Below are 22,385 nucleotides of genomic sequence, written 5' to 3' on the forward strand. Positions count from 1 at the left end.
TGTATCTCCTTAAGATTGCGGATTGACCGCGGCAAAATATTCGGGGCGATGGCGCATCACGGCGTAATAGAGCACGGGGATCACCACCAGGGTTAATAGCGTTGAAACCAAGATGCCGAAGATCAGGCTAATGGCTAGCCCGTTGAAGATCGGATCATCAAGAATAAACAGTGCACCTATCATGGCGGCCAGACCCGTTAGCATGATGGGCTTGGCCCTGACGGCACCGGAATGGATCACCGCCTGTTCGAAGGGCACGCCAGCTTCGGTTTCCTGATTAATAAAGTCCACCAAGAGGATAGAGTTACGCACGATAATACCGGCCAGGGCGATCATGCCTATCATTGAGGTGGCGGTAAATTGAGCGCCAAGCAGAGCGTGACCCGGCATCACCCCAATAATGGTGAGCGGGATCGGCGCCATGATGATCAACGGGACGCTGTAGGAGCGGAACTGACCGACGACCAGCAGATAGATAGCTATCATGCCCACAGCATAGGCTATCCCCATGTCTCTAAAGGTCTCATAGGTGATCTTCCACTCGCCATCCCAAAGCACGGCAATGCTGTCTAGGCCTGAGGGTTGATTGACATAATGCTGGTCAAAGCCCAGACCGCCTTCTTGGTTGATACTGCCGGCGATGTCGAACATGCCATAGAGTGGGCTATCCAGTGGACCAGACATATCGGCTACCACCATGATCATTGGGATCATATTCTTGCGTATGATAGGGGCATCTATGACGCGCTTATGTATGGTGATCAGCTCAGAGACAGGCACAGAGGTCCCCGACATTGTTGTGAGCCTGAGGTTAAGCACCTGCTCCAGATCTACCTTGGCGCCTTCTTCTAGCTGAAGCTTGATAGGTACTGGGGTCTTTTGATTAGGCTTGTGCAAATAGCTCACCGCCTTGCCACCGACAGAGGTCGCCACCAGATCGACGATGTTGCTATAAGGCACGCCCAGCAGGCTGGCCTTAGAGCGGTCGATATTGACCTGCCACTTTTGCTGCGCGGCTGGCAGGTAGATGTCGATATCGACTACGTCCTGAGTGTCGTGGAATAGCTGTTGCAACGCTTTGGCAGCGGTTTCGCGCATCTCGGCGTTGGGGCCATAGACCTCGGCTAAGATAGGTGACCATACCGGCGGCCCAGGAGGCACTTCGACGACCTTGACGTTGGCATTGTATTGCTTGGCTGTGGCCTGAAGTGCCATACGTACCTCAGAGGCAATGCTGTGGCTGTCTCTGTCGCGATCACCCTTGTCGATCAAGTTGACCTGAATGTCGCCCAGCTCCTGGCTTTGTCTGAGGAAATAGTGGCGAACCAAGCCATTAAAGTTCATTGGGGCATTGGTACCCGCATAGAGCTGATAATTATCCACCTCTTTCACTTTATCCAGCTCTAAGGCCAGCGCCTTGAGGACGCGCTGAGTTTGCTCAACCGGTGTGCCCTCTGGCATATCTACCATCACCTGAAACTCAGACTTATTGTCAAATGGCAGCATCTTAAGCACTACCAGCTGTCCCACCGGCAGCGAGACGGCAATCATGATCAGTAAGGCAATTGCGGCGCCTAGACCAATTCTTGCCTTACCGGCCTGTTTGCCTTGAACAAAGGGCGAGATCAAGCGAGTAAAGAGTCTGAGCATGCGATCGTCTACGTCATGCTCGCTATCGCTGCTCTGATGGCTATGGCCTTTGAGTAGCTTAGTCGCCAGCCAAGGGGTCACGATAAAGGCGATGGCCAGGGAGATCAGCATCCCCATGCTGGCATTGATGGGAATAGGGCTCATGTAGGGGCCCATGAGGCCAGATACAAAGGCCATCGGCATTAATGCGGCGATCACGGTAAAGGTCGCCAAAATAGTCGGTCCGCCCACTTCGTCGACGGCGACGGGAATAAGCTCCACAAAGGATCGTTTTCCAAGGGCCATGTGCCGGTGAATGTTCTCCACCACCACAATGGCATCATCGACCAAGATACCGATGGAGAATATCAAGGCAAACAATGAGATACGGTTTAAGGTGAAGCCATAAGCCCAGGAGGCAAACAGGGTGATCGCCAAGGTGATAATGATGGCGATACCCACCACCACAGACTCACGCAGGCCCATGGTGAGAAACACTAAGATCACCACGGCGGTGGTAGCAAATACCAGCTTAAGGATCAGGGTGTTGGCCTTATCACCTGCGGTTTTACCATAGTTACGCGATACCTCTATGTTGACATCGTCCGGGACTAAGATGTTGTCTATCTTATCCAGTCTTTCCAGGATCACATTGGCGATATCCACGGCATTTTCGCCAGGCTGCTTGCCGATAGCTATGGTAACGGCTGGGTAGATTGCCGACTTGTCGCCATGCCAGGCGTGCTGGGTTGGGATGTCACTATTGAGGCTAATCTTGGCGATATCGCCCAGATACACGGGGGCGCTTTGGCCAGATTCGTCCTGATAGACGGCAACAACCAGCTGTTCAACTTCTTGTTTCGATTTTAAAAACTGCCCAGTTTGTACCTTGATCTCCTGATTATCTTGCACCAGGGATACCGGCATGGAGACATGGTTGTTGCTCGACAAGCTGCGGTTAATATCGTCATAGGTAAGGCCATAGAAGCTCATCTTCGCCGGGTCGATGCGTACGTTCAGGCTGATCTCATGGCTACCAACGCTATAGATCTCCCGGGTGCCCGGAATGCGCTTAAGCTCACTTTCCAGTCCCTTGGCGATATGGGTGAGTTGCTCGGCAGATTGCGCGCTATTTTTCGACCAGAGGGTCAGGCTGACGATAGGCACATCGTCGATGCCACGGGGTTTAATCTGTGGCTCGCCCACGCCGGCATGGCTGGCAACCTTGTCTTTATTGGAATAGACCTGGTTGTAGAGTTTGACTATCGCCTCATTGCGGGGAATGCCAACCTCGAAGATAGCGATGATCAATGCGCCATCTGGTTGAGAGAAGGAGTAAAGGGTGTCTATGCCCTTGATCTGCGAGATCACCTCTTCCATAGGCTGAGTCACCAACTGCTCTACTTCACTCGGGGTCGCGCCAGGGAAGGGGATATAGATATCGGCAAAGGTGACATCAATTTGAGGTTCTTCCTCTTTTGGAGTAACCATGACGGCAAATAGACCAAGCAAAAGCCCAAGCAATGCCAGCAGCGGAGTAATGGCACTGAGCTGAAACATCGCCGCGAGGCGCCCAGAGAACCCAAGGCGTTTAGTATTGTGCGGTCCATCTGTGTGTCGATCTTGCTGATTCATCGTAATACGGCTCCTATGAGATCAACGGCATTATTGCTTTAACTGCAGCAGTACTTGATAGGCATCGAGAGCGATGGTGTCACCGTCGCTCAGGCCAGAGAGCACCTCGAAACGATCCCCTTGTTTATTTCCCAAACGTACCTGATTGAGAACGAAATGATCCTTGTGCTTGAGGTAAACCGCACTGAGTTCGCTGTTATAGATCACCGCCGATTCGGGAATGGTGAGCGTATTGCGATCGCCGGCATTAAAACTGGCTTTGACCCACATGCCTGGCATCAGGTTGGGTTCTTGAGGCGGCAAGTCAATTCGCGTCTTGTAGCTGTGACTATTGGCGTCGGCAAAAGAGAAGATGGTCAGGGCATCAGACTCTATCTCTTTTCCATTGGCCAGGGCGAGTTTCATCTTAGGGTTGGCTCTTAGCGCGTCGATGTAACGCAGCGGCACATGAGTGACTGCGCGCATATGTTCGGTGGCAAAGCCGCTGAGCAGTGGCTGGCCAGGAGACACGGTTTCACCCACTTCCACATGGCGTGCAGTGACTACACCGGCAAAGGGTGCACTAACGATAGTATATTGCAGGGATTCATTGGCTTGAATAATCCGCGCTCTGGCCGCGCTTACGGCTTGTGCTGCGGCTCTGGCATTGGCGATGGCCTGGTCCATATCTCCTTGAGAGATAGCGCCTTGTGGGAACAACTGCTCAAAACGTTTACGCTGTTTTTGTGCCTCTTCATTTTGAGCCTGGGCACGGGCAAGCTCGGCTTCGGCCGCCGCCAGTTCGGCGCCTTGGGCCTTGCTGGTGATCTCAAGCAGTGATGCGCCCTGAGGAACAATATCATTAACGTCATAGTTAATCTTGATGATACGGCCGGAGGTTTGCGCCGATACCGTGGCCGACTTTACGGCTTCAAGCTGTGCATCTAAGGTGATCCACTGGGGCTGAGACTCTGTAGTTAGGGTTATTGTCGGCTGCTCACTGGCACTCGAAAATAGGCTGACAAGTGACAGCATAATGCCGATAGAAAACGCGTGTTGTACTTGCATGGAAGATCACCTCTTAAAACTTCATAAGAAAATTCTAATGGACTTTTTAAGCTTGTGCAATCTTTTATTAGAAAAATACGATTGATAGGGGCGAAATTATTAGCCCCTTTAAAACTAATCGTTTAAGTAATAGGTCAGAGTAGAAACCACCCTGACTTTTTTAATACTCGGTGTATTACTGTCTCGGTTGCTGATGGTAAATTGTCCCTGAGAGGCGTTTTTGATCTTACCAAGTTGAGAGTCCGAGTCTTTCGCAAACTTCTCAGCGGTTTGACGGGCGTTTTCTGTGGCTGTCTGTACCATTTGTGGTTTTAACTCGTTGAGCCCAGTGAACAGAAATTCAGTGCGTCCGTTGTAGTCTTGATTGGAGATGGCTATCCCTTCTTTGGTCAGCTCAAGAAGATTACCTTGAGTGGCCAGAAGCAACTCGACCCGTTTGGTATAGAGTGAAACAGTGACCTGAGCGGCGTAGCGGTATTTGACGTTAGGGTCGACATAGCCCTGGGCCTGCCTGTCTTCGATAGAGGGGAGCGAGCTTGAGATCTCTTCCTGTGTAAAGCCTTGTTTAATCAGGAAGGCAATAACTTTATCGGTTTTGGTTTGGACCTCTTGATAGAGGTTATTGAGATCGTTATCCACTTGGGTAAAGCGGATGGGCCAGATAGCGGTATCGGCTTTCACTTCTGCCTCAGCGAGGCCTTTTACCGTGACAGTCCGTTCCATGGCGCGCATCTTGATGATGCTGTCACCTAAACTTGTGCCTAACAGATAGAGACCGGCGCAGATAAAGCCGCCTAAGAGAATACTTGCCAGTGATTTTTGCATGAGAAGCGTCCGAGTTGCTTGTCGTTAGCGCCAGCATATGCCTGTTTGGTCCGGTTTTCCAGCGCTATGCTTGGTTACTGGGCTGCCAGAGCTCTACCTTGTTGCCATCGGGGTCGATAAACCAACCGAAACGACCAAATTCAGAGTCTTCGGTTTCCGCTATTAACTCGGCGCCGCCTTCGGCCACCTGGGCCAGCGCTTCATTGAGATCATCGACGATCAGATTAAACATAAACTCTTTGCTTGAAGGGTGAAGGTAATCTGTGTCTTTGGCCATGGGGGTCCACACACTGTAGCCTGTGGCAGCCATTGGCATCAGATTATTGAGGTAAAAGGCTGCGCCGCCCCAGTTTTCTACTGGCACCTGAAGGTAGGTTTTGTACCAGTTGGCGAGTTTTTGAGGATCCTCGCTCTTAAAAAATATTCCACCTAAACCTATTACTTTAGCCATTGTCCATCTGTCGTTATAGGAGTTTGTATTAACTGTAGGAAACTTTTCCAATAACTACAAAAAAGCCGCAGTAGGCTGCGGCTTTTTAAGGACAGTAAACAAGTTAGAACTTGTAGTTGTACTGCATAGAGTAATAGGTCGCGTTAGAGCGAGTTGTAGCATGTACCATGCCGGTATCTGGACCGATTGGTAGGCCGCCAGTGATAGCACTGTGCTCAATTAACTGTACATCTTCACCGCGAACAAAGGCGACACCGAAATCCAGGCTGGCGTGCTTGCTGAGATTAAAGGTTGCACCTGCGGTAAACCACTGACGATCAGAGTCAGGGATTGAGATAGAGCTGACTTCGCCAACGACCCCTTGGTCAAACATATAACCGGCACGTATTGTCCAGTCTTGGTTAAGGGTATAGGTACCACCTATGCTGAACAACCAAGAGTCATCCCAAGCATAGGTTTTTAGGCTGGCTTCAGGAGCCACTGGTACACCACCTACAACACCGTCGGTCACTGTGATCTCATGGAAATCGCCCCAAGTGGTCAACTGCGCTGTGTAGTGCAGAGCAAACTTTTCGGTGAGTTGGTGGAAACCTGCTACCTGGAAGATATCCGGCATAGGGATATTGATCTCATCGAATGCGACAGTGGCACCGGCAATCGGGTTATACATGTCGATATCGCCAGTTGCCTTAAAATCTGGGCTAAAGCGGTAGCTCATACCGAATCTGTGATCGGCGTTGATCTCGTAGACGGCACCTATGATACCACCGAAGGCGACGCCATCGGCTTCAACATCGACCAGATCCAATTGTCCTGGGCCTTCAGCTGTCGGAACCTGTCCACCACGGGTAAGGGTGCCTGTACCATAAATTACATCGACACCAGCACCTATGCTGAAGTGGTCGTTAAAACGGTACGAGCCACTTAGGTTAAGGTTAAAGGTGGCGACTTCAGTTTTACCCAGCAAGTCTAGAGGTCCGGGCAGGCCGTTAACCAACTGCTCTGATAGAGGTGTGGTGTCTGTACCAGTTCCGAAGTTGCTGAACATGGCAACGCCATAGGCGAACTTGTCGTTGACTGGGCTGACGTAGTAGAAGTTAGGGATTATTTTAGCTTCTGCTGCATCGTCCACATGGCCGTAGTGAATTTGACCGAGTACAGTGTCGACGTAAACATCTTTTACGCTGACTTCAACGTCGGCATAGGTCAGGCCAACTGACAGTTGTTTTTCATCGAATAAGGCCATAGCAGCTGGGTTACGAGATAACACTGAAGCGTTATCTGCAATGACGGCGTCACCGGCAAAGGCGCGGCCGATACCGGTCGCTGACTGGCTGTTAAGTTGGAAACCGGCAGCCATTGCTTGTGAGCTGGCGAGTGTTACGGCTACCGCTAATATTGTCTTGTTGAAACGCTTCATAGTTTATTCTCATTATGGTGGCTTGGCGGCAATTTCATGTAGACATGAATAGGCCAAGTCCTTTTTATAAATCCCGTGCATAGTAGGGATGTGCTGCAGCCCCAACAACTCCGACCAGATCGGTTTTTTTGTTGAGTTTCTGTTAACGTTTTTCCGAAAAAATCTCTTGGTGTTTCGTTCGGAACAGGAGAGCTTGTGGTCGCCGCTATCCCACGCATTATGTGGGTTTTGTTTAGGTTTCTCTAAAGGTTAATGGAATGTGAAAGTGCAAATTATCGGTAAAATTTTCGAGGTATAAAAAAAGCGTACACGTGTACGCTTTTTTGATCTAACGCTCATTTTTAATACAAATGAGCGTTAACTGATATGTTTACAATTTTTGACTAAATTGCTCGAACTGTTCGCGGGTGCTGCTCTCTGGCTTAGAGATCAGGCTGACCAAGATGCCCGACAGCATGGCGAATACAAAACCGGGTAAGATCTCGTAGAGATCGAAGATGCCGCCGCTGGTCTGTTTCCAAAGTACTACGGTAATGGCACCAACGATAATGGTGGCCACAGCGCCATTACGGCTGTAATCGCGCCAGAAGAGTGACAGGATGACGACAGGGCCGAATGCCGCGCCGAAACCAGCCCAGGCATAGCTGACCAGGCTGAGCACACTGCTTTCTGGGTTTAATGCGATAATGCCCGAGATGATGGCGATGGCCAGTACGCCTATACGGCCAATCATCATCAACTCTTTACTGCTGGCTTGGGGTCTTAGCCACTTCTTGTAGAAGTCTTCAGTGATCACACTGGAGCAAACCAGTAGCTGAGAGTCTATGGTACTCATGATGGCGGAAAGAATCGCCGCGATCAGCAAGCCACCAATCCAAGGATTAAAGGCTGCATGGGCCAGATGAATAAATACCGTTTCTGGGTTATCGATTGGCTGGTCGGCAAAATAGAGGGTGCCAGCAAGGCCTGTAGCCAAGGCGCCGATGAGAGCGACAATCATCCAGCTCATGGCGATACGGCGAGACACCTTGAGATCATCGGCACTGCCAATGGCCATGAAACGCGACAGTATGTGCGGCTGACCAAAGTAGCCCAGTCCCCAAGCCAGCAGAGATGCCAGACCGATAAGTGTGGTGTTGTCGCTAATCAGGGTCAACATGGCAGGATCCAGACTATGGATGCCGTTTTGAGTCTCTGGTTGGCTGAAAATTGCCACGGGTACGATCAGCAGGGCGATCAGCATTAGACAGCCCTGGAAGAAATCTGTCCAGCTCACGGCAAAGAAACCGCCAACGAAGGTGTAGGCCACTATGATACCCGAGCCGATAAGCAGAGCCAGGTTGTAATCTAGGCCAAACACCTTTTCAAATAAGATGGCGCCGCCCACCATGCCTGATGAGGTATAGAAGGTGAAAAACACTAAGATGGTGACCGCCGACACTAACTTGAGCACAGATTGCTTGTCTTCAAAACGCTTCTCGAAGAAGTCTGGTAGGGTGAGGGCGTTGTCGGTGAATTGGGTGTAGATCCGCAAACGTTTGGCCACAAACAACCAGTTTAACCAGGCGCCAAAGACCAGACCTATGCCGATCCAGGCTTCACCCAGCCCACCCAGATAGACGGCTCCGGGTAAGCCGAGCAGCAGCCAGCCTGACATGTCTGAGGCGCCCACGCTAAGAGCGGTTACGGCTGGCCCCATAGAGCGGCCACCCAAAATATAATCGTCGACTGAGTCGGTTGCTTTATATGCCCAAAGGCCAATGCCCATCATGAGGACGAGGTAGCCGAAAAAGGTAATTAAAATGGGTAATTCAATATTCATGCTTACGCCGTATTATTGTCATGCCAGTTAGCACCCTATTTAAGGCCGCAGCCCGCGACAGCAGTGAGTTGGCATTTTTGTTTTAAGTTGGCCTGCTATGCTAGCAGATGTTTGAGCGTGAGCCCAAATATGTCGTGAAATGTGATCATGATCCTGGCGCGATCGGTCGATAAATTGTCAGATATAGGCGAGTTGTTTTGGGTTTGTTGTGCATCATGAGGGCTTGTTGTGCTTTTGTGGGACACTTTGTTTGTGGGGGCTCAAAGCGTCGCCCCCAGCTGAATAGCTTAACCTTGGTAAAAAATTAGGCCTAGATAAACGACTCTTTTACTTCATCTCTGACATAGTCCAGATCTTTGGCATGCTCTGCGACCAGCAACACATAGGCATTTTCAGACTTGAAGCCCATGCCCTGATAACGCTTGTCGGCGAAGGCCTCCTCAAGCACCATGCGATCGTCGAGCGGTACAATAAACAGAGTGACTTTGCCTTGCTTGCCCTGCATCACCAGGTGGATGCTCTTCACGCCTTGGAAGTCGCAGTAAGTGCTGAAGAGCACTCGTCCCGGTTGTTCGGTAAACTGCGCTTGGTTGAGGCTGCTTAGCGAGGCCAGTTGAGTATTGATTTCGTCGACACTGATATTTTGTTCACTCTGCATCGCTACCTTTTCGTGGTAGACATGGGTCAGCGCATGCTGACCTAGGTCCACAGGTGCCAGTCGCATCAGGGTGAAACTGATGCCGGCGATAAAGGCAATAGATGCCACCAGAGCCAGAGTAAAGCCAGTCTTGCGGCGATCGACCTGATGCTGATGCAGCTGCTGATTCAGTAGTAGCTTGGCCTCAAGATCTTCGGGAATATCGACTTTTAACGCGGCTTCGAGTTTGTTATCTAATAGCTTGAGATCGTTTACAAAGGCAGTGCGCTCGCTCGATTCATGCATCGACGCAAGAAACTCGTCATCTTGACGATGTGGATTTTCATAGGCCTCGCGGCGGAATTTTAGCTCATCCATTGGAGCGCCCCCTGGTGTGCGTGTCATCGAGTATCTCTTTTAGCTGATTTTTAGCGCGAAATAAGCGGGTCATTACGGTATTACGATTTAGATCTAGGATGCCGGCAATCTCTTCGCCGCTGAAACCACCAATCACCTGTAATACCAGTGGTTCGCGGTATTCGGCTTCGAGCTTTGCGATCTGGCGTCTTAGCATATGTTGCTCCATGTTCTCCTCGCTGGACGAGGAGATATGGTCGGCAATATCGGCTTGATCTATGTCCGAGTAATCGAACTGCTTACGTTCGAAACGGCGCGCATTTTCCCGGCGTAAAATCGTGATCAACCAAGCCTTGGCGGCTTTATCATCTTTTAAAGACTCAAGAGAGCGCCAGGCACGTAAAAAGGTTTCTTGAGTGATATCTTCAGCGATATGTTTATCGCCGCACAGCCAATAGGCGTAGCGGAACAGATCGCCATGAAGTGCCCTGACAAGGCTATCGTATCGTCGTTGTTTATTCAGCATGTCACTATTGACCGACTTTTTCGGTTTTATATTTCGTATCACGCTAAACATTTTTTACTCGCAGCATAGGAAGGGGGTTGGTGCGCCAATTGTTTCGACTACGTTAACGCCATTGGCGCACCAGAGGCAAGTTGTTAGAGCGGATTTAACGGACTCAAGGCAGATTGTGTGCTTGTTTGGGTTGCTGCAGGTACATTCCTCACCTGTTTGATCACGTTTTCGGCGTCAAACTCAGTACCGGCAGGACTATAACCTTGACGCTGAATAGCCGCTATTGCCTCGGCAAGTTGAGGATATTGCGCCGCGATGTCAGACAGACTCAGTGGTTTACCGGCAAGTTGGCTCATGTATTGTTGCAGGGCAACCAAGGCCTCACCGCTGCGACCTGCGCGGCAGGCATTTTCAAATTGGTTGAATGCTGACGATGGTTTGGAAGCTGCAGGTGCTGCTGGCTCAATCGCGCCCTTGCCTTGACGGTAACTTTGGTAGTGGCGATACCAAAGCAGTAGGCTGGCTAACCACGCCAGTGCCAGCGCCGCGCTCACATAGGGCCAGAAGCTGGCTGAACCGGCGCTTTGGTTGACTAAGCTCACCTGGCTTGGCGCCGGTGCGTTATTGGCCGGGGCAACAAGGAGTGTGCGAGCCGGCAGGGTGGCATACTCCTGTTTACGAGTGTGGGTGTTCCACCAAGGGATGCGGATCTCAGGCAGGGTATAACTGCCGGGTTGTGTCGGCACAATCGCCGTAGTCTGGTTGAGCTGCGCCACCACCTGTTTTTCGCGCACATAGGTTTTGCGCTGTGGCTTCTCAGGATAGCTTTTAAAGGTATCGGGCAGTGCCAGTGCTATCTCGGGTAAGCTAGTGTCGTCGGCGTTGGATGCTAATAGGCTGATGTTGCGGGTAATAGGTACGCCAACTTGAAATTCTTGATCTTGCGGCCAATCTTCTTTTAGCACTACAAGATCGCTTGCCAGCCAGTCGCCTTGATAGCTATCGGGGATAGGTAATACGGTTATTTCGCTCGGGGCGGCTTTAGCCTGCATGGGGCGACTTTCGTTAAAAGAGAACATGCCGCCGCGACGGGAGGACTCCACTAACACATCACCTGAAAAGCTCGCGCCCGAGAGTGACAGGTTGCCGGGCTTGTCGGCGATCAGGCTATAGGTTCGTTCGATCACTCGGTAGCGTCTGCCATCGATGATCTCATGGCCATCGACATCATCGCCTAGCTGCTTGAGCTGGGCCCCCTCGACATTGGGTGCGCTGAGTACACCTCGCTGCAACTCGACGCCCAGGTAGAGCTTAACCTTATAGGTGATCAACTGACCCACATAGGCAGTCTCGGTGGAGACGTTGCTGCGAATAAAGAGGTTTTTCATCTGCTCGGGTTGGCTACCCGGCGCCACCACCTTGAGATTGATAGGGTCTGAGCTGATGTTGTCTATGGTCATCGCCGGGATCACTATTGTGCCGGTCTTTTTAGGCGCCAGGAGGATCTGCCAGCGAGTTTCTTTACTAGCATCGAAGTTCATGATCTGGGTGCTGCGACTGACGCTGGTGCGTCCGACAATAAAGTCTTTCAACAGGGCGCTGGTATCCAGGCTGGCATTGTCCACATCGTCATCGGCCTTGATGCTGAGCACCAGGTATTCGCCCTGAATCGCCGGGTTTCTGTCTACCGAGGTTTCTACCTTGGTCAATGCATAGGCTGGGCTCGATAAACAAAGTGCCACACAGGCTAAGGTCAAAAGGTGTCGTATTACCACTGTTGATTGTCCTTTATGGTCGCGCCTTGACGGCGGCGTTTCTGATATTCCAGTTGCATCTTGTTGCGCAGCAGTACCTGAGGATCGTCAATCACCCCGGTGAGGGCGCGTTGCATCTCAGGTGGCAGCTCCTCGGGGGCGATGACGTTGCTCATGGCGGCGTTGGTCTGAGCGTCTGTCTCACCTTGTTCATCTGACTCGCTGGGGTTGCCCTGTGCCATATCGGCTTGAGCATTCGACCGCTCGCTTTCAGCTTGATGCTCTTGAGCGGCTTGCCCTGACTTGTCCGCTTGCTCGGGATCGGCGCTCATTTGCGCATCATTATTTGGCGATGACGATGACTGTTGCTCGCCAGACTGATTTTCATTGTCTTGAGATGAGCTTTCCTGATTGTTCTTAGCTGATTTATCTTGGGGAGAATCGGCCTGCTCGGATGAATTGCCGTCACTAGATTGAGATGGCTCACCGTTTTGGCTTGCCTGCTGCTCGCTCTCTTGTCCTTGGCTGTTTTGTCCTTGACTGTCTTGGCCTGCGTTGTCTTGACCAGCGCCGTCTTGGTTAGCATTGCCTTGCTCACCATTATCTTGATCGGCGTTTTGCTCAGATTGCTCTTGCTGAGACTTTTCCTGTTGAGCGTCCTGTTGACTCTCATCCTGATCAGATTGCTCTTGCCCGTCTCCATTTTGTGTTTGTTGCTCTTTGAGCTGCTTAGCCAGCTCAAGGTTTTGCTTGGCTTGGGTCAGCTGAGGATCTTTATCCAGTGCCTGCTGATAACGCTCAATCGCCTTGTCGAGGTCATTGAGCTGCATCAGGCTATTGCCCTGATTGTATAAGCCATTGGCGGAATCATCTTGCTCGAATAGTGCCAGTGCCTGCTGATAGTCACCACTTTTATAGAGCGCTGAGGCTTTCCATTGGGGCGAGTTAAACAGCTCTGCAGCCTGCTGATGCTGGTCTGCCTGATAGGCCTGCATGGCGCGTTGATCGTCCGTGCTGAAAGGGTGTTGCCAGCTGATGGCCTGTGCCTGAGGGCTCGGCGCTAATACCAGAAAACAGGCAATCGCCGCGAACGCCTGCCTGAAACTCAGCAGGACTGGGAGCAGCAAAAGCAAGGTGAGATAAGGGCCAAGATCTTGCCAGGTTTCTCCTTCTAGCTCAGAGGCCTTAGCATCTGTCTCCTGGCTTAGGCTATCAATGAGGGATTCGAGGTCTTGGCCATCGGCGCGATAGCTAAATAGCTTACCACCACTTTGGTTGGCCAAGGTGCCAAGCTGATTGAGATTCGTTTTGCTCACCACTACCTGATCGCTATTATCCCTCATTAATTGCCCATCGGGCAGGCGGATGGCTGCGCCCTGAGTTGTGCCCATTGCCATTATCGACAGGCGATACTGGCTGTCTGCCAATAGCGATTTAGTGTCACTAATCTGTTCAGGGTTGATCCCGTCAGTCACTAAGATAATCTCGCCTTTGAGATGACCGCCCTGCAGTAGTAATTGCTTGGCCTGACTTATCGCAGCGGGCAGATTAGAACCCAATACCGGCATGATCTCAGGTGAGAGGGTCGGTAGCAGGTTGAGTAAGGTGGCCTTATCCCGCGTGAGTGGGCTGATGATAAAGGCATCCCCGGCATAGGCGACCAGGCCGGTTTCGCCCTCTTTAAGGCTCTTGATCAGATCCGTCGCCTTAAATTTGGCCTGTGTTAGGCGGTTGGGCGCCAGATCGGTCGCATACATGGAAAGTGACATATCCATCACTATCACCCTGCCAAGGTTTGACTCAAAAACCGGCAGGTTTTGCTTGGTCAGCGCCGGGCCGGACAGCGCCAGGACCCCGACCAGCCAGATGAAGCTGATGAGACCTAATTGACCTTTTTTTGTGGTCGCCTGACCGCTGACCAATACTTTGGCCAGATGAGGCGCGATATAACGATTCCAGCTTGAGGCCTGATATTGCTGGCGTTTAAGTTGCCAGAGCAATAGCGCGAGTGGAATAAGGGCTAAAAGCCATTCGGGGCGGAGAAAATGGATCATGAGCCTCTCCGGGGGAAGCGTTGAACTAAAGCCTGCACGGCAGCAAGGCGGGTTAACATCATCAATACACTGATCAGCATAGCCAAGGCTAAGGGGTAAAAGAAGAGCTCGGCTTGGGGGCGATAGCTGAGCTGATCGCTGTCGGTAGGTTCGAGCTTATCTATCTCTTGGTAGATCCCCTGCAACTCGTCTGAATTGCGTGCCCTGAAATAGCGGCCATTGGTTTTTTGCGCCAGTAGGGTGAGCTGGTCTTCGTCAAGATCCATCGACGGATTGACCCGCTCTTTACCGAATAGGGTGCGACGTTCCAACACCTCGGCGCCCACGCCAATAGTGTAGATAGTGATGCCGCGCTTAGCGGCGATATCGGCGGCTTGCTCTGGAGTGATACTGCCAGAGTTATTGGAACCATCGGTCAGCAGAATCAATACGCGATTACTCTGCTGCGCCTTGTCGAAGCGTTTAACTGCCAGAGCGATGGCTTCACCAATGGCCGTCTGTTTACCTACCAGGCCAATCTGGGCCTCGGTGAGAAACTGAGCAACCGAGCGTCTGTCTTGCGTGAGGGGCGCTTGTAGGTAGGCGTGATCGGCAAACAGGATCAGCCCAAGCTTATCGCCCTTACGGCGCTCGATAAACTCGTTCATGACCTCTTGCACCATGGTAAATCTGTCGACCGTCTTGCCCTCAAGCACCATATCTTCAATCTGCATACTGCCTGACAGATCCACCGCCAGCATAAGATCCCGGCCTTTACTGGGCAGCTCTATGGCATCACCAACCCAGAGCGGGCGGGCAACGGCGATAACCAGCAGCGACCAGAGTAGCCAGTAGGGCCAGCGGGCGCTGGGATTGGCGCTGTGTTGACCTATGGCGCGGGTGTCTGCGACGCCTGGCAGTTGCAGTTGGCCACCCTTGACCTGAGCAGTTTGTTTGCTGCGGGCGAAGATCAGCGGCAAAGGGAGCAGGAGTAATAACCAGGGCCAGGCTAGCGTGAACATGGCGCCTCCTTGCTCTGTTTTAGGGGGAGGGCCTGTTGCAGCCAGGCTTGAGCGCCCGCGAGTAATTGCGATGCCTCATCAGTCGATAGCTCTGCTGACTGGAAGCGTTTTTCTAGCAAGGTAGCCAGGTGAGGGTCTATGCCGGGCACCTGCTTTTTAAGCCAGTCATACCAAGCTGCTCCTTGCAAAGAGGCGACCTGCTCCCGCGGCAAGTAACTCATGGCGCTGCGTTTAAGCAAGGCGTTGACGCTATGGGGCAGCTGGGGATCGCTTGCCTCAAGTTGACTGAGCAGCTTTAAGGCCTCACGTTTGGCGGCCAGGTGTTTACGTCTGCGCTTAAGATAGATAACAAGGCCACAAACGACTAGCAGTAGCAAAAGTGCCAGCAGGTAGTAGCCGTAGGCGAGGGGCCATAGCCCGATAGGGTCAGGGGTAATAATATCCTGCATTGCAGCCAGGTCGGATTGCGGAGCCACTTGCATCTACCTCAAGGCTCCCATCTGCTGATTTAAGGGCTGCGCCGCACTTATGGTTCTCGGGCGTGCGTTGATCTGATTCATCATGGTGATAAATCCTTGTTGCTGTGTCTGTTGCTGAGCGAGCCAGGCGTTGTAGCTGCGTCTATCTAGCATCAGCTCCTTACCGCCATCTCTGACAGGAAACTGAAACTGAGATGGCAGTTTCAGCGTGCCTTGTCTGAGTGGGTCAGTGAGTAAAAACGCCCCAATGTCGCAATGGCGTTTTAGCTCACTCAAAGGCCCTAAGCATTGCGGACTAAAATGACTGCCATCACTGATGATCCAGATGAGTGAGCCAGGTTTGGCGATGCGTCTGAGTCGCTGGCAGGCACTGAATATATGGTCTGGCTGTTTGGTCGGGTTGGCCATCTGGGCCAACTGGTGTTGATGTACCTTTTCGACGGCCGAGATCAACGCCAACATGCCGGTTTGTCTGCTGCGGGGCTTAAGCTCTAGGTGTTCTGCCTCGCTGGCAATCAGCGCGCCTAAGCGATCGCCATGGCCTACCGCGGCCCAGCCAAGGGTGGCGGCCAGATGGGCGGCCTGAACCGACTGAAGCATTAAGCTTGAGCCGAAATAGAGGCTGTGGCTGAGATCCAGCAGTAACAGCACCGGACGTTCACGCTCCTCGACAAACAACTTGGTATGGGCCTTGCCGGTTCTGGCAGTGACCCGCCAGTCTATGGTGCGCACGTCATCACCGCTTTGGTAATGGCGCACCTCGGCAAACTCCATGCCGCGTCCCTTGATGCTGCTGGCTCTGTGTCCGGCCAATGCGGCTCGCGCCTTGGTTCTGCGTTCGGGCAGGGCTCTGGCCAGATTTTGGCAGGCTAGCAGCTCTTTTTGATTGAGCGACACACCATCGGCAAACAGGGGTAAAGCATTCTGTTCCATTAAGGCACCGCAACCTGACTAAGGATATGGTCGATCACCTGATCGGCACTTACGCCTTCTGCCTGCGCCTGATAGCTCAGCAGCAGACGATGGCGCAGCACATTAGGGACTACGGCTTGAATATCTTCAGGCGAGACAAAGTCGCGCTCCATCAACCAAGCGCGGGCACGGGCACAGCGCTCGATGGAAATCGTTGCCCTGGGGCTGACGCCATATTCCAGCCAGTTGGCGAGCTGATCGCTATATTGCTGTGGCTGCCGGGTGGCCATCACGATATTGACGATATATTGCTCCAGCGGCTCGGCCAGATAGATATCCAATGCCGCTTTTCGGGCGGCGAAGACTTCGTCCTGGGCGATAGGTGCTACCTTAGGAAGCTGCTGAGTAATAGCTTCACTACGTGATAAGCGCATGATCTCAAATTCGGTTTCAGCACTCGGATAATCCAAATTCAGGTGCATTAAGAAACGGTCCAGCTGGGCTTCTGGTAGGGGATAGGTACCCTCGTTTTCCAGTGGGTTTTGGGTTGCCATCACCAGAAACAGCTTAGGCAGTTTATAACTTTGTTTGCCCACAGTGACCTGGCCTTCGGCCATGGCTTCAAGTAAAGCTGATTGCACCTTTGCCGGGGCGCGGTTGATTTCATCGGCCAAAATCAAGTTGTGAAAGATAGGGCCGGCTTCAAATTCGAAGGTCGCCGTTTGGGCGCGATAGATATCGGTGCCGGTCAGATCGGCCGGCAGCAGATCAGGGGTAAATTGAATACGGTGGAAGTCACCCTCAACGCCATCGCTTAACGCTTTAACCGCACGGGTTTTGGCCAGACCTGGCGGGCCTTCAACCAATAAGTGACCATCGGCAATCAGTGCGATCAGTAAGTTTTCGGTAAGAGTGGGTTGACCCAGGATCACTTTATCCAGGTATTCACGTAATGCATGAAATCGACTTAACGGCATGATGCTACTCGGTATTATTTAATTGTGTGAGCTGTAGACAGCGTGTTGAGTAAAAAATTCAGTGGTAAATGGTTTATCGCACTCCATGACTTAAGCAGAGGGCCTGCTAGGATTGGGCTGTGCCAATTTCCATTCAGCAAATTAAGTTAACATGCTTAAACGGGGATTTAAACCAGAGTTAGCCGCAAAATTCGCATTTATTAAACATTGTTAATCAACATCTTTTTCGATATTTGTTGTTTAAAAACCAAACGGGTGTTTAAAACCTTGAAATAAGAAGTTAGAATCAGATCACACTTTGATGGTCTGACCTGTTGTGAAGCTGTTACAAAAGTAGAACAACGGGGTAGGGAAGAATAATAACGGCGTTAATAGAAGCGTTTCTATCAGACGCGTCACGAGGGCAAAAGATGAGTGAATTACAGCAAGTAAGGAATGCGAAGGGTGATCGCATCGCGATAGTGATGGGGCTAAGAACCCCTTTCGCTAAGCAGGCGACCGCTTTTCATGGGGTGTCGGCGCTGGATATGGGCAAGATGGTGGTCAATGAACTCTTGTCTCGCAGTGAATTAGACTCGAAAGAAATTGAGCAGCTTGTTTATGGTCAGGTGGTGCAGATGCCTGCAGCGCCTAACATCGCCCGCGAGATAGTGTTAGGGACTGGCATGGATGTCTCTACCGACGCTTACAGCGTAACACGCGCCTGTGCTACCAGTTTTCAGTCAACGGTCAATGTGGCCGAATCCATCATGACGGGCAATATCGAGATAGGCATTGCCGGCGGTGCCGACTCTTCGTCTGTACTGCCCATTGGTGTATCAAAGAAGTTAGCCCACGCCCTGGTGGATCTGAATAAGGCCCGCAGTTTAGGGCAGAAATGGTCAATTATCCGTCGTCTAGGGCTCAAAGATCTTTTACCCGTTCCCCCTGCGGTTGCCGAATACTCGACCGGATTGTCTATGGGACAGACTGCCGAGCAGATGGCAAAGACTTACAATATTAGCCGCGCCGATCAGGATGCGCTGGCGCACCGCTCTCATACCCTAGCGACAGAGACCTGGGATTCAGGCCATCTACGTGATGAAGTGATGGTGGCTCATGTGCCGCCTTATAAGTCCTTTATCGATAGAGACAATAACATTCGTGAGAACTCTTCTCTGGATTCCTACGCTAAGTTGCGCCCGGCATTCGATCGCAAGCACGGTTCGGTAACTGCAGCTAACAGTACGCCGCTAACCGATGGTGCTTCGGCGGTACTACTGATGAGCGAGAGTCGCGCAAAGGCGCTCGGCTATGAGCCTATCGGCTATATCAAGAGCTATGCCTTTAGCGCCATCGATGTGTGGCAGGATATGTTGATGGGGCCTTCCTATGCAACGCCACTGGCACTGAAACGTGCCGGTATGGAGCTTGAAGATCTGACTTTAATCGAGATGCACGAGGCCTTTGCGGCGCAGACGCTCGCCAATATGCAGATGTTTGCCTCGAAGAAGTTTGCCAAAGAGAAGCTTGGCCGCGACCGCGCCATCGGCGACATCGATATGACTAAGTTTAACGTTCTAGGTGGCTCATTGGCCTATGGCCATCCCTTTGCGGCAACGGGTACCCGTTTGATCACTCAGGTATGTCGTGAGCTAAAACGACGTGGCGGCGGCACTGGCCTGGCAACGGCTTGTGCGGCAGGTGGTTTAGGTGCAGCAATGATAGTAGAAGTGGAGTGATCTCATGGAAAAGAGTTTTACATTAAGTCGTCTCGATAGCGGCATCGCTGTGCTGACCATGGATGTGCCGGGGGAGACCATGAATACCTTGAGGGCCGAGTTTGGTCCTGAGATCTGTGAGATGTTGGCCGAGATTAAGAGCGATGCCAGTATCCGCGGTGTGGTGATTATCTCTGGTAAGAAAGACTCATTTGTTGCAGGTGCCGATATTTCCATGCTTGATGCCTGCAGCACGGCAGGGGATGCGCGCGAGTTATCCAAGCAGGGCCATGAGGTGTTTTTCGCGCTTGAGTCGTTAACCATTCCTGTAGTTGCGGCCATAAATGGTGCCTGTCTCGGCGGCGGTCTCGAGCTGGCGCTTGCCTGTCATCAACGTGTCTGCAGCGATAGTAACAAGACCATGTTAGGTCTGCCTGAAGTGCAGCTTGGCTTGTTGCCTGGTGGCGGTGGAACCCAGCGTCTGCCACGCTTGGTAGGCATTGCCAAGGCGTTAGATATGATGCTGACCGGCAAACAGCTGAGACCCAAGCAGGCCCTGAAATTAGGCTTGGTAGATGATGTGGTGCCCGAGTCTATTTTACTGCAAACGGCAGTCGAGATGGCACTGGCAGGAGCACGTCCGGCTAAGAAGCGTAAGGTCTCTTTGGTTGAGAAGCTGTTAGAGGGCACGCCTGTGGGGCGTAACATCATCTTCGATCAGGCACTTAAGCAGGTTAACAAGAAGACCCAGGGTAACTATCCTGCACCAGAGAAGATCATCGACTGTGTACGCCAAGGCATGACCAAAGATATGGTGAAAGGCCTTGAGGTGGAAGCTCAGCATTTTGGCGATCTGGTGGTTTCTAGCGAGTCTGAAGCCTTGAGAAGCATCTTCTTTGCGACCACAGAGATGAAGAAAGAATCTGGCGCCGGTGATGTATCGCCTAAGGCCGTCAAGAAGGTGATGGTATTGGGCGGTGGTTTGATGGGCGGCGGAATCGCTTCTGTCACTACTACTAAGGCCAAGATCCCTGTGCGGGTGAAAGATATCAGCGAAACGGGTTTGAGCAATGCGCTCGCTTATGCCTATAAGTTGCTGGCCAAAGGGGTTAAGCGTCGCCATATAACACCGGCTGTACGGGATAACCTGATGGCGCTGATGACCACGACCACCGAATATAAAGGCATCAAAGATGCGGATATGGTGGTGGAAGCGGTATTTGAAGATCTCAATCTAAAACATCAGATGGTGAAGGATGTTGAGCGTGAATGTGGCGAACATACTATTTTCGCCTCGAATACTTCCTCACTGCCGATCAAACAGATCGCCGAGGCTGCTGAGCGTCCTGAAAATGTGATTGGTTTGCACTATTTCTCACCAGTAGAAAAGATGCCACTGGTTGAGGTCATTGCCCATGAGAAAACTTCGCCTCAGACCATTGCAACTACTGTGGCCTTTGCCCGTAAACAGGGTAAGACGCCAATCGTGGTGAAAGATGGTGCCGGTTTCTACGTTAACCGTATTTTGGCGCTCTACATGAATGAGGCGGCGAATCTGTTGTTAGAGGGGCAGAGTGTCGAACATCTCGATAAAGCGCTGGTGAAGTTTGGTTTCCCTGTAGGCGCCATGACCTTGCTTGACGAAGTGGGTATCGATGTGGGAGCTAAGATCTCGCCCATTCTTGAAAAAGAGCTTGGTGAGCGCTTTAAGGCGCCAGCTGCCTTTGACAAGCTACTCGCTGACGATCGTAAGGGGCGTAAGAATGGCAAGGGCTTCTACCAATATGGTGACAAGGCGAAGAAGAAACTGGTCGATGAAAGTGTCTATGGTGTGCTTGGGCTAACTCCTGGTACGGATAAAGAGCCAAGAGCAGTTGCCGAGCGTTGTGTTATGCAGATGCTTAACGAGGCGGTTCGTTGTCTGGAGGAGGGGATCATTGCCTCGCCAAGAGACGGCGATATCGGTGCGATTTTTGGTATCGGATTCCCACCATTCTTAGGTGGCCCTTTCCGTTACATGGACTCGTTAGGTGCGAAACACTTGGTTGAGATATTAAAGCGTTATCAAAGTGAGTTTGGTGATCGTTTTACGCCTTGTGACCGATTAGTCGAGATGGCCGAATCTGGTGCTAAGTTTTACGATTAATTAATTTTGAATTTAACAATGCGGCAACATGATGCCGCATTTTTTTTGCCCTAGGATATTTTTTGCCTGTTTTTTGTTCAGATATTGGTTGGGTTCAGGTATGATGCTCAGCTCATTTTTGCGATTTTCAGTTTCTTTAGCGCGGTTGTTTTGAGGTATTTTCTGTGATGGTACTTATTCTTAGTGTGTTGACTGTGAGCAGTCTGGCGATGGGAAACCTGGCATTTCGAGCTGGTCTAGGGGTAAAGCGTTGGGCCGTCTTAGGGCTTGTGTTAGGGCCCGTTGCTTATCCGCTACTGAGTACCCACAAGCGTTTCGCGCTAAAGCGAGTGCAGGGTAGGCATAGCGTCGCGATTAAAGTGTGATGTCTTCGCTATTCTGCCTTATAGCCCAACCGGTTTTCCCAAGCGCAGATAAAGCCCATTGTGATTCCCTCTAGTGGAATATCGCAGGATCAAAAAAGGAGCTCTTGATAGCTCCTTTTTTATGTGTCTGGTTTTACTAAGAGGGTGAAATTCAATTAATTCCACCAACCTTTAGCAGGGATCACTTCTAGGTGGTTTAGGCCTTCAGGTAGCTGTACCTTCTTGCGCTCTGGTTTGTGAGTAAGTCCAAGAGCTTTTTTTAATGAATCTAACATAATCATTCTCCTTAAGACTTAAGCAACGGCTGAGTTGATGAGTTTCACGTTGGGTATTCCGGCCATCTTTAGAGGTTTCAATTTAACATTGGGAATGCCAGCAACTTCTAAAGGCTTCAGTTTTACGTTAGGGATACCAGCAACTTCTAGAGGCTTTAGTTTTACGTTAGGGATACCAGCAACTTCTAGAGGCTTTAGTTTTACGTTAGGGATACCAGCAACTTCTAGAGGTTTTAGTTTTACGTTAGGGATACCAGCAACTTCTAGAGGTTTTAGTTTTACGTTAGGGATACCAGCAACTTCTAGAGGCTTTAGTTTTACGTTAGGGATACCAGCAACTTCTAGAGGTTTTAGTTTTACGTTAGGGATACCAGCAACTTCT

General features: G+C 51.3%; 16 protein-coding genes and 1 pseudogene. 2 read left to right on the forward strand and 15 right to left on the reverse strand.

Annotation, left to right across the window (positions count from 1 at the left end):
- Nucleotides 1–9 precede the first annotated feature (9 nt).
- The 14 genes from L2712_RS11310 to L2712_RS11375 all read right to left on the reverse strand — a co-directional run bounded on the left by L2712_RS11310 (nt 10) and on the right by L2712_RS11375 (nt 17,517).
- The gene (locus L2712_RS11310; protein WP_248977834.1) at nt 10–3,264 is read right to left on the reverse strand and encodes an efflux RND transporter permease subunit; all 3,255 of its coding nucleotides are present in this window, start codon (nt 3,262–3,264) and stop codon (nt 10–12) included.
- A gap of 30 nt (nt 3,265–3,294) precedes the next feature.
- Nucleotides 3,295–4,311, reverse strand: a complete 1,017-nt coding sequence (locus L2712_RS11315) for an efflux RND transporter periplasmic adaptor subunit (protein ID WP_033537724.1) — start codon at nt 4,309–4,311, stop codon at nt 3,295–3,297.
- 114 nt (nt 4,312–4,425) lie between these two features.
- Nucleotides 4,426–5,136, reverse strand: coding sequence for an SIMPL domain-containing protein (locus L2712_RS11320; RefSeq protein ID WP_088904338.1), 711 nt, complete (start codon nt 5,134–5,136; stop codon nt 4,426–4,428).
- 64 nt (nt 5,137–5,200) lie between these two features.
- On the reverse strand, nt 5,201–5,587 hold the full coding sequence (locus tag L2712_RS11325) for a VOC family protein (protein ID WP_033537726.1): 387 nt from the start codon (nt 5,585–5,587) through the stop codon (nt 5,201–5,203).
- Between the two features lie 103 nt (nt 5,588–5,690).
- The gene (locus tag L2712_RS11330) at nt 5,691–7,007 is read right to left on the reverse strand and encodes an OmpP1/FadL family transporter (protein WP_033537727.1); all 1,317 of its coding nucleotides are present in this window, start codon (nt 7,005–7,007) and stop codon (nt 5,691–5,693) included.
- 370 nt (nt 7,008–7,377) lie between these two features.
- A complete protein-coding gene (gene putP, locus L2712_RS11335) occupies nt 7,378–8,829 on the reverse strand; it encodes a sodium/proline symporter PutP (RefSeq protein ID WP_248977835.1) in 1,452 nt (483 codons plus the stop codon).
- A 310-nt stretch (nt 8,830–9,139) separates the two neighbouring features.
- Complete coding sequence (locus tag L2712_RS11340; protein ID WP_248977850.1) at nt 9,140–9,844, reverse strand: DUF3379 domain-containing protein; 705 nt, start codon at nt 9,842–9,844, stop codon at nt 9,140–9,142.
- A complete protein-coding gene (locus L2712_RS11345; RefSeq protein ID WP_248977836.1) occupies nt 9,837–10,400 on the reverse strand; it encodes a sigma-70 family RNA polymerase sigma factor in 564 nt (187 codons plus the stop codon). The genes L2712_RS11340 and L2712_RS11345 overlap by 8 nt, the downstream gene beginning before the upstream one ends.
- Nucleotides 10,401–10,483: 83 nt before the next feature.
- Nucleotides 10,484–12,115, reverse strand: coding sequence for a BatD family protein (locus L2712_RS11350; protein ID WP_248977837.1), 1,632 nt, complete (start codon nt 12,113–12,115; stop codon nt 10,484–10,486).
- The gene (locus tag L2712_RS11355) at nt 12,109–14,148 is read right to left on the reverse strand and encodes a VWA domain-containing protein (RefSeq protein ID WP_248977838.1); all 2,040 of its coding nucleotides are present in this window, start codon (nt 14,146–14,148) and stop codon (nt 12,109–12,111) included. Before L2712_RS11355 ends, L2712_RS11350 begins: the two co-directional genes overlap by 7 nt.
- Nucleotides 14,145–15,149: a vWA domain-containing protein gene (locus L2712_RS11360; protein WP_033537733.1), complete on the reverse strand. Its 1,005-nt coding sequence runs from the start codon at nt 15,147–15,149 to the stop codon at nt 14,145–14,147. The genes L2712_RS11355 and L2712_RS11360 overlap by 4 nt, the downstream gene beginning before the upstream one ends.
- Nucleotides 15,137–15,631: a DUF4381 domain-containing protein gene (locus L2712_RS11365; RefSeq protein ID WP_033537734.1), complete on the reverse strand. Its 495-nt coding sequence runs from the start codon at nt 15,629–15,631 to the stop codon at nt 15,137–15,139. The genes L2712_RS11360 and L2712_RS11365 overlap by 13 nt, the downstream gene beginning before the upstream one ends.
- Nucleotides 15,632–16,561 (reverse strand): DUF58 domain-containing protein, encoded by a 930-nt coding sequence (locus L2712_RS11370; protein WP_248977839.1) that lies wholly within the window; start codon nt 16,559–16,561, stop codon nt 15,632–15,634.
- Nucleotides 16,561–17,517, reverse strand: coding sequence for an AAA family ATPase (locus L2712_RS11375; RefSeq protein WP_088904348.1), 957 nt, complete (start codon nt 17,515–17,517; stop codon nt 16,561–16,563). The genes L2712_RS11370 and L2712_RS11375 overlap by 1 nt, the downstream gene beginning before the upstream one ends.
- A gap of 410 nt (nt 17,518–17,927) precedes the next feature.
- Between L2712_RS11375 and fadI the strand changes: the two genes are divergently transcribed.
- Both fadI and fadJ read left to right on the forward strand, forming a co-directional pair.
- Nucleotides 17,928–19,238: an acetyl-CoA C-acyltransferase FadI gene (gene fadI, locus L2712_RS11380; RefSeq protein ID WP_248977840.1), complete on the forward strand. Its 1,311-nt coding sequence runs from the start codon at nt 17,928–17,930 to the stop codon at nt 19,236–19,238.
- Between the two features lie 4 nt (nt 19,239–19,242).
- On the forward strand, nt 19,243–21,363 hold the full coding sequence (fadJ, locus tag L2712_RS11385; protein WP_248977841.1) for a fatty acid oxidation complex subunit alpha FadJ: 2,121 nt from the start codon (nt 19,243–19,245) through the stop codon (nt 21,361–21,363).
- 658 nt (nt 21,364–22,021) lie between these two features.
- Here the strand turns inward: fadJ and L2712_RS11390 are convergent.
- Nucleotides 22,022–22,385: pseudogene (locus tag L2712_RS11390) on the reverse strand (hypothetical protein); the annotation flags it as partial.

This window comes from Shewanella marisflavi (genome assembly GCF_023283925.1).
Lineage (GTDB): Bacteria > Pseudomonadota > Gammaproteobacteria > Enterobacterales > Shewanellaceae > Shewanella > Shewanella marisflavi.